The 12,210-nt window shown below is 68.2% G+C and carries 10 protein-coding genes and 1 pseudogene; all 11 read left to right on the forward strand.

The window, feature by feature from the left end; translation table 11 throughout:
- Positions 1-67: 67 nt before the first annotated feature.
- A pseudogene (locus ABIC65_RS19425) lies at positions 68-760 on the forward strand (IS5 family transposase); the annotation flags it as partial.
- 353 nt (positions 761-1,113) lie between these two features.
- Complete coding sequence (locus tag ABIC65_RS19430; RefSeq protein ID WP_354310913.1) at positions 1,114-1,425, forward strand: STAS domain-containing protein; 312 nt, start codon at positions 1,114-1,116, stop codon at positions 1,423-1,425.
- Positions 1,422-1,790 carry a response regulator gene (locus ABIC65_RS19435; RefSeq protein WP_354310914.1) on the forward strand — a complete coding sequence of 123 codons (369 nt, stop codon included), beginning with the start codon at positions 1,422-1,424 and terminating at the stop codon, positions 1,788-1,790. The genes ABIC65_RS19430 and ABIC65_RS19435 overlap by 4 nt, the downstream gene beginning before the upstream one ends.
- Positions 1,787-3,745, forward strand: a complete 1,959-nt coding sequence (locus ABIC65_RS19440) for a chemotaxis protein CheA (RefSeq protein ID WP_354310916.1) — start codon at positions 1,787-1,789, stop codon at positions 3,743-3,745. The genes ABIC65_RS19435 and ABIC65_RS19440 overlap by 4 nt, the downstream gene beginning before the upstream one ends.
- A gap of 4 nt (positions 3,746-3,749) precedes the next feature.
- On the forward strand, positions 3,750-4,259 hold the full coding sequence (locus tag ABIC65_RS19445) for a chemotaxis protein CheW (RefSeq protein ID WP_354310917.1): 510 nt from the start codon (positions 3,750-3,752) through the stop codon (positions 4,257-4,259).
- Between the two features lie 67 nt (positions 4,260-4,326).
- Entirely contained in the window at positions 4,327-6,009 is a 1,683-nt protein-coding gene (locus tag ABIC65_RS19450; protein ID WP_354310919.1) for a methyl-accepting chemotaxis protein, read from the forward strand.
- Between the two features lie 23 nt (positions 6,010-6,032).
- Positions 6,033-7,937: a methyl-accepting chemotaxis protein gene (locus tag ABIC65_RS19455; protein ID WP_354310920.1), complete on the forward strand. Its 1,905-nt coding sequence runs from the start codon at positions 6,033-6,035 to the stop codon at positions 7,935-7,937.
- Between the two features lie 32 nt (positions 7,938-7,969).
- Positions 7,970-9,763 carry a methyl-accepting chemotaxis protein gene (locus ABIC65_RS19460; RefSeq protein WP_354310921.1) on the forward strand — a complete coding sequence of 598 codons (1,794 nt, stop codon included), beginning with the start codon at positions 7,970-7,972 and terminating at the stop codon, positions 9,761-9,763.
- On the forward strand, positions 9,760-10,239 hold the full coding sequence (locus tag ABIC65_RS19465) for a chemotaxis protein CheW (protein ID WP_126002480.1): 480 nt from the start codon (positions 9,760-9,762) through the stop codon (positions 10,237-10,239). The genes ABIC65_RS19460 and ABIC65_RS19465 overlap by 4 nt, the downstream gene beginning before the upstream one ends.
- Before the next feature lie 68 nt (positions 10,240-10,307).
- On the forward strand, positions 10,308-11,123 hold the full coding sequence (locus tag ABIC65_RS19470) for a CheR family methyltransferase (protein ID WP_354310923.1): 816 nt from the start codon (positions 10,308-10,310) through the stop codon (positions 11,121-11,123).
- On the forward strand, positions 11,123-12,202 hold the full coding sequence (locus tag ABIC65_RS19475; protein WP_354310924.1) for a protein-glutamate methylesterase/protein-glutamine glutaminase: 1,080 nt from the start codon (positions 11,123-11,125) through the stop codon (positions 12,200-12,202). Before ABIC65_RS19470 ends, ABIC65_RS19475 begins: the two co-directional genes overlap by 1 nt.
- Positions 12,203-12,210: the final 8 nt, after the last annotated feature.

The raw sequence follows: 12,210 nt of genomic DNA on the forward strand, positions 1-12,210 counted from the left end.
TTGGGCGGGGGGCTCCCCCGCTTGCTTAGGGTTGGCACCTATAACGCGGATTCCCTCGGCGCGTGAATTGCCGGGAGAGTTCTGGCTGAACGACGAGCAGTGGAAGCAACTACGGCCGCTGTTATCAAACAAGCGTGCCGCGCGTTGACGATCGTCGGGTGATAAGCGGCATGGTCCGCATGCTGCAGGCAGGCTGCCGTTGGCAGGACGCGTCGAGCGCCTCGGGTCCGTACAAGACACTGTACAACCGGCATAAGCGTTGGTCGGAGAAGGGCGTCTGGAAGCCGGTGTTCGAAGCACTGGCCGCTGCCGGCAGACGACCGGTTGAGTTCCTGATCGACAGCATAGGTGTGAAAGCCCATCGGACGGCAGCGGCGGCAAAGGGGGCCTAGCCCAGGCAATCGGCATCAGCCGCGGCGGGTGCAACCCGAAGATTCCTGCCATCGACGACGCCCAAGGCAAGCCGCTCGCCTTTCGCCTGACGCCGGGTCAGACAGCCGACTGTCGGGCAGACGAGGCGTTGCTGCATGGCCTGCCGGCCGGATGCATTGTCCATGCCGGTCGCGCCTATGACACCAACCGCATCCGCGACATCATCGAGCGGCAGGGTGCTGTTCCCCACATCCCGCCCAAGGCCAATCGACGCTGTAAAAGCTGCTTCAGCCGGAGCCTCTATAAGGGACGCAACGCCATCGAGCGTATATCGTGCCGCCTCAAGGACTGCCGACGCCGCGCCACGCGCTACGATCGCACCGCCGCGATCTTCCCACCTTGCCGCCAGCATCATGTGGTTTTTGCCGGTCGCAGCCCTAGGAAAATGCTGGTCACAACCGAGTTCGGCGCTCCTGCGCCAGCGATCGCGAGGCGCCACAAGCGGGCGCTGCAAACCTTTGCCTTCACCGTGTAACTACCTAGTTCACCTGTGAAAATGTGCTCCCCTCTCGACAATATCGAGGGACTGGACGCGTGATGGCTGCAGGATGTCGCGAATTTTTTGCCGCCGGTACAGAGCGTTCCTCCGGTATTTTGCCTATAATTCCCATGTCGCGGTTGGATCCAAGACCGCCGGTGCGGACCATGAAGCTCGCGCTAAGAAATCTTACCGGGGGATAAATGGAAATAGAACTCCACGTCGCGTCTTCCGCCGTCATGCGGAATGCTGCCGATCTTCGTCAGCAATGCATCGATGCACTGGCAGAAGAAGGCACGATCGCCATTGATATCGCAGACGTAACGGACGCTGATCTTAGCTTCGTCCAGATCCTCTGTGCGCTGCGCACCGCCGCTGCGGAGGCCGGTCGCGCGGTTCGCCTGCGCAGCCCCGCCCCTGCGCCGGTCGCCGCGCTGCTCGATCGTGCCGGCTTCCTTGCCGCGCCCACCCCCCTAGATCTCGAATTCTGGTTTCACGGAGAACGTGCCCAATGACAGCCTCGATCCTCACCGTCGATGATTCGCCCAGCCTGCGCATGGCGATCAAGATCGCGCTGACCGGCGCAGGCTACGCCGTCACCGAGGCCGGCGACGGCGTCGAGGGCCTCGCCAAGGCTAAGGGCGCCAAGTTCGACCTGATCATCACCGATCTCAACATGCCCAACATGGACGGGCTGACGATGATCCGCGAGCTGCGCAAGGATCCCTCCCAGTGCGGCACGCCGATCCTGTTCCTCACCACCGAGAGCGATGACGCGATGAAGCAGCAGGCCAAGGCCGCCGGCGCCACCGGCTGGCTGGTCAAGCCCTTCGTCCCCGAGCAGCTGCTCAAGGTGTCGCGCAAGGTGCTCGGCCGTTGAGCGGCGGCGATCCGATCGCCGCCTTCCGGGTCGAGGCCGGCGACCTGCTCGACCAGGTCGAGCAGGGCCTGCTCGACCTGACCCACCGGCTCGACGACCGCGACCTGATCGACGCGGTGTTCCGCGGCCTGCACACGCTCAAGGGCTCGGGCGCGATGTTCGGGTTCGACGCGCTGGCCAGCTTCACCCATCACTGCGAGACCGCCTTCGACCGCGTGCGCAAGGGTCTCGCGCCCGCGACGCAGGGGCTGGTCGCAGTGATCCTCTCGGCCAAGGACCATATGCGCGCGCTGGTCGACGGCGACGGCACGGGGCTGGAGGTCGCCGGCGCCGCGATCCTCGCCGAACTGCAGCGCGAGGTGGATGCCGCCGCCGGCGCGCCGCCCGCCGCCGCCTCGGCACCCGTGCGCAAGGGCTGGCGCCTGACCTTCTACCTGCCGCCCGAATCGATGGCCAACGGCACCAACCCGCTGATGCTGCTCGACGAGCTGCGCGAGCTGGGCGAGTGCACCATCACCGCGCGCACCGACCGGCTGCCGCCGCTCGGCGAACTCAACCCGGTCGAATGCCATGTCGGCTGGGACGTCGAACTGTTCGGCGACGTGTCGCGCGACGATATCGACGACGTGTTCCTGTTCGTCATGGACGACATGGAGCTGGTGATCGAGGAAATCGGCGGCGAAGCGGAAGCCCCCGCCGAGATCGTCGAGGCGCCCGTCGCCACCGCTGCCGTCGCCACGCCCGAAGCCAGCGGCCCGGCCAAGGCCGCGACCAAGACCGGCGAGAGCGTCCGCGTCCCCGCCGAGCGGCTCGACGAGCTGATGGACCGGGTGGGCGAGCTGGTCATCGTCCACAGCCGCCTCTCGCAGCTCGCCAATGGCCAGGGCGGCGACATGGTGCTGCGTTCGATCTCCGAGGAAATCGAACGGCTGGTCAGCGAACTCCGCGACACGATGATGGTGCTGCGCATGGTGCCGGTCGCCACGCTGTTCGGCCGCTTCCGCCGCCTGATCCACGATCTCGCCCGCGAGACCGGCAAGGCGATCGAGCTCTCCACCGAGGGCGAGGCCACCGAAGTCGACAAAACCGTGATCGAGCGATTGGCCGATCCGATGGTCCACCTGATCCGCAACGCCTGCGACCATGGGCTGGAGCCCGAGGACGAGCGCGTGGCCGCGGGCAAGCCCGCCACCGGCCATGTCCGCCTCTCGGCCCACCAGGCCGGCGGCGAGGTGCTGATCACCATCCAGGACGACGGCCGCGGCATCAACCGCGAGCGCGTCCGCGCCAAGGCGGAATCGCAGGGGCTGATCCAGCCCGGGCAGGCGCTCAGCGACAGCGAGCTGCTGCAGATGATCTTCCACCCCGGCTTCTCGACCGCGGCCGCGGTGACCAACCTGTCCGGCCGCGGCGTCGGAATGGACGTGGTCAAGCGCACGATCGAGAGCCTGCGCGGCGCGATCGACATCACCTCCACGCCCGGCGAGGGCTCCAAGGTGGTGCTGCGCATCCCGCTGACGCTGGCAATCATCGACGGCCTGCTCGTCCGCGTCGGCGAGGGCCGCTACGTGATCCCGCTGGCGGCGGTCGAGGAATGCCTCGAGCTGAGCCTCGAGGAGGATCTGCGCTCGCGCGGCCGCAGCTTCATCACGCTGCGCGATCGGCTGGTGCCGTTCCTGCGCCTGCGCGAGATGTTCGAGACCGGCACCCGCCCCGATCCGCACCAGAAGATCGTCGTCATCGCCACCGGCGCCGAGCGCGTCGGGCTGGTCGTCGACCAGATCATCGGCAGCCACCAGACCGTGATCAAGTCGATGTCGCCGCTGCACCAAGACGTCGCCGCCTTTGCCGGCGCGACCATCCTCGGCGACGGCGGCGTCGCATTGATCCTCGACGTCGTCCAGCTCGTGCTGGCCGGCCAGCAGCAGGAGGAGCGGCTGCGTGCCGCCGGTTGAGCCCATGCAGGATAGCACCACCCAAACCGTCCCCTGGGACGAGACCGGCCATCTCGAAGTCCTCACCTTCGACCTCGGCGACGAGACCTTCGCGCTCGAGGCCGTGCTGGTCCGCGAGATCCTCGACCTGCTGCCCGAGACGCGCGTGCCGGGCGCGGCGCCTTTGGTCCACAGCGTGGTCAATTTCCGCGGCAAGATCATCCCGATCGCCGACCTGCGCCAGGCCTTCGCGATGGAACCTGCCGAGTCGACGACGCTCGACAGCCGCATCGTGGTGATCGAGATCGCGCTCGGCGACGAGCCGCTCCAGATCGGCATCCGCACCGACAAGGTCCACGAGGTCGCGACGCTCGCCGAGACGGCGAGCGAGGAGCCACCCGCGGTCGGCATGCGCTGGCGCCGCCAGTTCGTCCGCACCCTGGTCCGCCGCGACGACGGCGTCGTCGTCCTGCCGGACCTACATGCCATCTTCGCCGCCCATCTCGGCGACGCCGCCATCGCGGCGGCGGCATGAGCCGCCTTCTCCCCCCGCCCGCACGGCCGATGTCGCCGATGCACCCCCGCTTCGAGGAATGTTGACCATGCGCGCAACCATCAAACTGAAACTGGGCATCACCTTCGGCGTGTTGATCGCGCTGCTGATCGTGGTGGTGGGCGTGGCGAGCACGCGGCTCGGTGTGCTCAACCAGGCGACCTCGGACGTGATCCGCGGCCCGGCCCAGCGGCTGGAACTCGCCCAGACGATCGAGGCGAAGCTGAGCTTCGTCATCCGCCAGGAGAAGAACCTGGCGATGTCGAGCGACGACGCGCAGATGCGCAAGTTCGATGCCGACCTGATGAAGGCACGCGGCGAGCTGCAGCAGCTGATCGCCAAGGGCGTATCCGGCGCGACGGAGCAGGGCCGCCCGCTCTGGGCGCAGCTGGAAAGCAAGTTCGACGAGTTCGTGCCGACCAACGACCAGGTGCGCACCTTCGGCCTGGCGAACAAGAATGCCGAGGCGGCCGCGCTGTCGATGGGCAAGTCGCGCGAGCTCGCGCTGGCGATGAGCCAGGCGGTCGGCCAGCTCGTCAGCCTCTCGAAGCAGCAGATGGGCACCGCCGAGCAGGAAGCTGCGGCGGTCTATGCCGGCGCCAATACCGCACTGTTCAGCGTCGCCGGCGTGGCACTGCTGATCGCCGTTGCGGCCGCCTGGTGGATCGCGCGCACGGTTTCGACCGGCCTCGCCCGCGTCGGCTCAGCAGTCACCGCGGTGGCCGAGGGGGACCTCAACCAGCGCGTGCAGGTGACGAGCAACGACGAGATCAAGGATCTGGTCGAGACGGTGAACGCCATGGTCGATCGCCTGCGCGGCGTGATCGCCGATGCGACGGTCGCCTCGACCAACGTCTCCTCGGGCAGCCAGGAACTGTCGTCCAGCGCCGAGCAGGTCTCGCAGGGCGCGACCGAGCAGGCCGCCGCCGCGGAACAGGCCTCGGCCTCGATGGAAGAGATGGCGGCCAACATCAAGCAGAACGCCGACAACGCCGCGCAGACCGAGAAGATCGCGCGCCAGTCGGCCAAGGATGCCGAAGTCAGCGGCGTCGCGGTCGATCGCGCCGTGGGTGCGATGCGCACGATCGCCGAGAAGATCGGCATCGTCCAGGAAATCGCCCGCCAGACCGATCTGCTCGCGCTCAATGCCGCGGTGGAAGCCGCGCGCGCGGGCGAGCATGGCCGCGGCTTCGCGGTGGTCGCCTCGGAAGTGCGCAAGCTCGCCGAGCGCAGCCAGGGTGCTGCTGCCGAGATCAGCTCGGTCTCGGGCGAGACGGTAAAGGCCGCCGCCGAGGCCGGCGAGATGCTCGGGCGCCTCGTCCCCGATATCCGACGCACCGCCGAGCTGGTCAGCGAGATCAGCGCCGCCTGCCGCGAGCAGGACATCGGCGCCGCCCAGATCAACGACGCCATCCAGCAGCTCGACCAGGTGACCCAGCAGAATGCCGGCGCCTCCGAGCAGATCAGTGCAACGTCCGAAGAACTCGCCGCCCAGGCGGAAGAGCTCCAGGCCAGCATCGCCTATTTCCGGGTCGACTCGGTGCGCACCGCCGCGCCGCGCGGCGCGGCCCCTGCCCGCCGCCCGGCACCCAAGCCCGCCGCCAAGTCGACGGCACGGCCCAAGCCCAATAGCATTGCCGATCAGAAGGCCCGGGTCAGCGGCTTCGCGCTCGACCTGAGCAATGGTGGCCCCGATGCCGATGACGCCGCCTTCGGCGTCCAGGCAGCCTGACCGCCCCGTTCCAGGAGTACCCCATGCGTGCCACCATCAAGATGAAGCTCGGCGTCACCTTCGCCGTGCTGATCGCCCTGCTGCTCGCCGTCGTCGGCGTTGCCAACAGCCGCCTCGGCCTGCTCAACCAGGCGACTAGCGACGTGATCGCCGGCCCGGCCAAGCGGCTGGAGATCGCCCAGAGCGTCGACGCCAAGGTCAGCTATATCCTGCGCCAGGAAAAGAACATGGCGCTGACCGAGGACGCCGCGGAGACCCGCGCGTTCGACGCCGATCTGATGAAGGCACGCGGCGAAACCCAGGCGCTGATCGCCAAGGGCCTCGGCACCGCGACCGAAACCGGCAAGCCGCTGTGGATGCAGGTCGAGGCCAAGTTCACCGAATATGTGCCGGTGAACGACCAGGTCCGCGCGCTGGCGCTGGCCAACCGCAATGCCGAAGCGGGCAAGCTGTCGATCACCCGGTCGCGCGAACTGGCCGGGACGATCAGCAACCTGGTCGGCCAGATCGTTACCCTGTCGCGCCAGCAGATGGAGCAGGCCGATCGCGATACCAGCGCACTCTACGCCAGCGCCGCGACGACGCTCTACGTGGTGGCCGGGCTTGCGCTGCTGCTCGCCGTCGGCGGCGCCTTCTGGATCGCGCGGATCGTTTCGACGGGTCTCCGCCGTATCGCGCAGGCAGTCGACGCCGTGGCGATCGGCGATCTCGACCAGCGCATCGCGGTCAACACCAATGACGAGATCAAGGACCTGGTCGACACCGTCAACCGGATGACCGCCAACCTGCGCGACAGCGCCGCGCTGGCCGACCGGATCGCCGCGGGCGACCTCAGCGTCGACCACAAGCCGCTGTCGGACAAGGACACGCTGGGCCACGCGATGATCCGGATGACCGGCAATCTGCGGCTCTCGGCCGCGGTCGCGGACAAGATCGCCGATGGCGACCTGACCGTGCAGCACAAGCCGGCCTCGGAGCGCGACACGTTGGGCAACGCGCTGGTGCGGATGGTCGAGCGGCTGCGCGGCGTCGTCTCCGATGCCACCATCGCGGCGACCAACGTCTCGACCGGCAGCCAGGAACTGTCGTCCAGCTCCGAGCAGGTCTCGCAGGGCGCGACCGAGCAGGCCGCGGCTGCCGAACAGGCCTCCGCGTCGATGGAAGAGATGGCCGCCAACATCAAGCAGAACGCCGACAACGCCGCCCAGACCGAGAAGATCGCGCGCCAGTCGGCCAAGGACGCCGAAGTCAGCGGCGTCGCGGTCGACCGCGCAGTCGGTGCGATGCGGACGATCGCCGAGAAGATCGGCATCGTCCAGGAAATCGCCCGCCAGACCGATCTGCTCGCGCTCAATGCCGCGGTGGAAGCCGCGCGCGCGGGCGAGCATGGCCGCGGCTTCGCGGTGGTCGCCTCGGAAGTGCGCAAGCTCGCCGAGCGCAGCCAGGGTGCTGCTGCCGAGATCAGCTCGGTCTCGGGCGAGACGGTAAAGGCCGCCGCCGAGGCCGGCGAGATGCTCGGGCGCCTCGTCCCCGATATCCGACGCACCGCCGAGCTGGTCAGCGAGATCAGCGCCGCCTGCCGCGAGCAGGACATCGGCGCCGCCCAGATCAACGACGCCATCCAGCAGCTCGACCAGGTGACCCAGCAGAATGCCGGCGCCTCCGAGCAGATCAGTGCAACGTCCGAAGAACTCGCCGCCCAGGCGGAGGAGCTCCAGGCCAGTATCGCGTATTTCCGCGTCGAACGCAGCAGCGGCCATGCCCGCCCGGTCGCCCGCACCGCTCCTGCGCCCAAGCGCTCGGCAGCGGCACGGCCCAAGGCGAACAGCGTCGCCGATCAGCAGGCCCGTATCAGCGGCTTCGCGCTCGATCTCAACAATGGCGGCCCCGACGCCGAAGACGCCGCCTTCGGCGTCCACGCAGCCTGACCGCCACCTCTCCCGTTCAAGGACTCGAACCCATGCGTGCCACGATCAAGTTGAAACTTGGCATCACCTTCGGCGTGCTCATCCTGTTGCTGCTCGCCGTGGTCGGCGTCGCCAACTCGCGACTCGCCACGCTCAACCAGGCGATCAGCGACGTCATCGCCGGCCCCGCCCAGCGCCAGGAGATCGCGCAGAGCGTCAGCGGCGGGATCAGCTATGTGCTGCGCCAGGAAAAGAACATGGCGCTGACCGAGGACGAAGCGCTCACCCGCAAGTTCGACGCCGAGCTGATGAAGGCACGCGAGCAGGTCCAGGCGCAGATCGCCAAGGGCACCGCCACCGCCAGCGCGCAGGGCAAGCCGCTGTGGCTGCAGCTGAGCACCAAGTTCAACGAATTCGTGCCGGTCAACGATCAGGTCCGCACGCTGGCGCTCGCCAACAGGAACACCGAGGCGGGCACGATCTCGATTACCAAGTCGCGCGAGATCGCGAGCGCGATGAGCGACGTGGCCGATCAGCTGGTGGCGCTGTCCAAGCAGCAGATGACCCAGGCCGACCAGGATACCAACGCGCTCTATGCCAGCGCCGCAACCACCTTGTGGGTGGTCGCCGGCATCGCGCTGCTGATCGCCGTCGGCGGTGCCTTCTGGATCTCGCGGATCGTCTCGCAGGGCCTGCGCCGTGTCTCGACCGCGGTCAGCGCGGTGTCGATCGGCGATCTCAGCCAGGACGTGCAGGTCACCAGCAACGACGAGATCAAGGACCTGGTCGACACCGTCAACACGATGGTCGCCAACCTGCGCGTCAGCGCGACGCTGGCCGACAAGATCGCCGATGGCGACCTGACCGTCCACCACAAGCCCGCCTCGGAGAAGGACGTGCTCGGCAACGCGCTGGTGCGGATGGTCGATCGCCTGCGCGGCGTGGTGTCGGACGCGACCGTGGCCGCGACCAACGTCTCCTCGGGCAGCCAGGAACTGTCGTCGAGCTCCGAGCAGGTCTCGCAGGGCGCGACCGAGCAGGCGGCGGCGGCCGAGCAGGCCTCGGCGGCGATGGAAGAGATGGCCGCCAACATCAAGCAGAACGCCGACAATGCTGCGCAGACCGAGAAGATCGCACGCCAGTCCGCCAAGGATGCCGAGACCAGCGGCGTCGCGGTGGACCGCGCGGTGGGCGCGATGCGCACGATCGCCGAGAAGATCGGCATCGTCCAGGAGATCGCCCGCCAGACCGATCTGCTCGCGCTCAACGCCGCCGTCGAGGCAGCACGCGCCGGCGAACATGGCCGTGGCTTCGCCGTCGTCGCCTCGGAAGTGCGCAAGCTCGCCGAGCGCAGCCAGGGTGCCGCCGCGGAGATCAGCTCGGTCTCCAGCGAAACGGTGAAGGCAGCGGCAGAGGCCGGCGACATGCTCGGTCGCCTGGTGCCGGACATTCGCCGCACCGCCGAACTGGTCAGCGAGATCAGCGCCGCCTGCCGCGAGCAGGACATCGGCGCCTCGCAGATCAACGATGCGATCCAGCAGCTCGACCAGGTCACCCAGCAGAATGCGGGCGCCTCCGAGCAGATCAGCGCCACGTCGGAAGAACTCGCCGCCCAGGCCGAGGAGCTCCAGGCCAGCATCGCCTATTTCCGCGTCGAGCAGCAGCCGCGCGGCCGCGTGCCCACCCCGGCCCGCCGTCCGGCAGCCAAGCCCGCCGCCAAGCCGACGACGCGGCACAAGCCCAACAGCGTCGCCGACCAGCAGGCGCGCGTGAGCGGCTTCGCGCTCGACCTCGCCACCGGCGGCCCCGACGCGCAAGACAGCGCGTTCGACGTGGAGGCAGCATGAGCGACACAAGCGAACTCCAGCTCGTCACCTTCGGGCTGGGCGCGGAGATCTTCGCGGTACCGGTGACGCTGGTCCGCGAGATCCTCGACTATCGCGAGACCTTCCGCATCCCCAACGGCCCCGACTATCTGCTCGGCCTGACCGACATGCGCGGTCAGGGCGTGCCGACGATCGACTTCCGCCAGCGGCTGGGCCTCTCGCCCTTCGAGCCGACCCAGGCGACCCGCATCCTGGTGGTCGACGTGCCGGTCGCCGATCGGGTGCTGATGCTGGGCCTGGTGGTCGACCGCGTGCTGGAGGTGTGCAGCGTCACCACCGACCAGCTGGAAGCCGCGCCCGACATCGGGGTGCGCTGGTCGTCCGACTATATCGGCGGCGTCATCAAGCGGTCCGAAGGATTCGTGGTGCTAGTCGACATGGCGAAGATCTTCTCGTCGGAAGAAGCGCGGGCGCTCGCCGTCCGCGCCGCCGCCTGAGCCTACGGAGCAGCACTTTGTCCGCAGCATTAGCGCTGGATCCGTCGCCCCCGTCCGGGCTCGACACGATGAGCAAGCGCCATTTCGCGCAGATCGCCGCCTATATTTACGAGGTTTCGGGCATCAAGATGCCGGAGACCAAGAAGACCATGCTCGAAGGCCGGCTGCGCCGCCGCCTTCGCGCGGTGGGCATCGATACGCTCGACGGCTATTGCGACTTTCTGTTCACCGGCGATCACCTCGCGGCCGAAGGGCTGCACCTGATCAATGCGGTGACCACCAACAAGACCGACTTTTTCCGCGAGCCGGCGCATTTCGACTATCTGGTCGCCCATGCGCTGCCCACGCTGGAGGCACGCGGGGTGCGCACGCTGCGCGCCTGGAGCGCCGCCTGCTCAACCGGCCCCGAGCCCTATACCATGGCGATGGTGCTGGACGACTATGCCGAGCGGATGGGCGGTCCGGATTACGGCATCCTCGCCACCGATCTTGATACCGAGGTGCTGGCGGCGGCGCGGAACGGCATCTACGCCGCAGAGCTGGTCGATCCGGTGCCCGCGGCGCTGCGCCGCAAATATGTGATGACCTCGAACGATCCGCGCCGGCGCGAGGTGCGGATGGTGCCGCGGCTGCGCAGCGCGATCGGCTTCGGCCGGCTGAACCTGATGGACGATCGCTATCCGGTGGGCGATGCGATGCACCTGATCTTCTGCCGCAACGTGCTGATCTATTTCGACAAGCCGACGCAGAAGAAGGTCGTCTCGCAGCTCTATGACTGCCTGGCGCCCGGCGGGTACCTGTTCCTCGGCCATTCGGAATCGATCACCGGGCTGGGCCTGCCGCTCGAACAGGTCGCCAACACCGTGTTCCGGCGCGGCGCCTGATGCCCAAGATCCGCGTCCTGATCGTCGACGATTCGGCGAGCGTCCGCCAGACCATGGCGTCGATCCTCGGCGAGGATCCGGCGATCGAGGTGATCGGCACCGCCGCCGATCCGTTCAGCGCCGCCAAGCGCATCCAGGAACAGGTGCCCGACGTCATCACGCTCGACGTAGAGATGCCGCGGATGGACGGCATCACCTTCCTCAGGAAGCTGATGCAGCAATGCCCGCTGCCGGTGGTGATGTGCTCGTCGCTGACCGAGAACGGCTCCGAGACCTTGCTACAGGCGATGGAGGCGGGCGCGGTCGACGTGATCCTCAAGCCCAAGGTGGGCGTGGCGGACCATCTCGCCGAGCACCACCTCCAGATCCGCGATGTGGTGAAGGCCGCGGCGCGCGCCAAGGTGCGCGGCCGCCCGGGCAAGACGATGCCGCGGACCGAACCGCCGGCCCAGAAGCTTACCGCCGACGCGGTGCTGCCGCCGCCGAGCGGCAAGCCGATGAGCCGCACCACCGAGATGGTGGTCTGCATGGGCGCCTCGACCGGCGGTACCGAGGCGCTGCGCGAGGTGCTGGAAACGCTGCCGGCGAACAGCCCCGGCATCGTCATCGTCCAGCACATGCCCGAGCACTTCACCCGCGCCTTCGCGCAGCGGCTCAACGGTCTGTGCGAGGTCGACGTCAAGGAAGCGGCGGACGGCGACCCCGTGCTGCGCGGCCATGTGCTGATCGCGCCGGGCGGCAAGCACACGATGCTCGAGCGCCAGGGCGCACGCTATTACGTCTCGGTCCGCGACGGGCCGCTGGTTTCGCGCCATCGCCCCTCCGTCGACGTGTTGTTCCGTTCGGCGGCCCGCGCGGCGGGATCGAACGCGGTCGGTATCATCATGACCGGCATGGGCGACGACGGCGCCCGCGGGCTGCTGGAGATGCGCCAGGCCGGCGCGCGCACCTTCGCGCAGGACGAGGCGACCTCGGTCGTGTTCGGCATGCCCAAGGAGGCGATCGCCCGCGAGGCCGCCGACAAGATCATTCCCCTCGGGCACATCGCCCGCGAACTGCTCACGGCCACCGCACGATGACCGCTTGC

It is taken from the genome of Sphingomonas trueperi, assembly GCF_040545665.1.
In the GTDB taxonomy this organism is placed as follows: domain Bacteria; phylum Pseudomonadota; class Alphaproteobacteria; order Sphingomonadales; family Sphingomonadaceae; genus Sphingomonas; species Sphingomonas trueperi_B.

Bases quoted from the DNA above. Each gene is read 5' to 3' on its own strand.
- ABIC65_RS19445 (WP_354310917.1), top strand. From the start codon at position 3,750: ATGCAGGATAGCACCACCCAAACCGTCCCCTGGGACGAGACCGGCCAT.
- ABIC65_RS19450 (WP_354310919.1), top strand. From the start codon at position 4,327: ATGCGCGCAACCATCAAACTGAAACTGGGCATCACCTTCGGCGTGTTG.
- ABIC65_RS19430 (WP_354310913.1), top strand. From the start codon at position 1,114: ATGGAAATAGAACTCCACGTCGCGTCTTCCGCCGTCATGCGGAATGCT.
- ABIC65_RS19455 (WP_354310920.1), top strand. From the start codon at position 6,033: ATGCGTGCCACCATCAAGATGAAGCTCGGCGTCACCTTCGCCGTGCTG.
- ABIC65_RS19475 (WP_354310924.1), top strand. From the start codon at position 11,123: ATGCCCAAGATCCGCGTCCTGATCGTCGACGATTCGGCGAGCGTCCGC.
- ABIC65_RS19435 (WP_354310914.1), top strand. From the start codon at position 1,422: ATGACAGCCTCGATCCTCACCGTCGATGATTCGCCCAGCCTGCGCATG.
- ABIC65_RS19460 (WP_354310921.1), top strand. From the start codon at position 7,970: ATGCGTGCCACGATCAAGTTGAAACTTGGCATCACCTTCGGCGTGCTC.
- ABIC65_RS19465 (WP_126002480.1), top strand. From the start codon at position 9,760: ATGAGCGACACAAGCGAACTCCAGCTCGTCACCTTCGGGCTGGGCGCG.
- ABIC65_RS19470 (WP_354310923.1), top strand. From the start codon at position 10,308: ATGAGCAAGCGCCATTTCGCGCAGATCGCCGCCTATATTTACGAGGTT.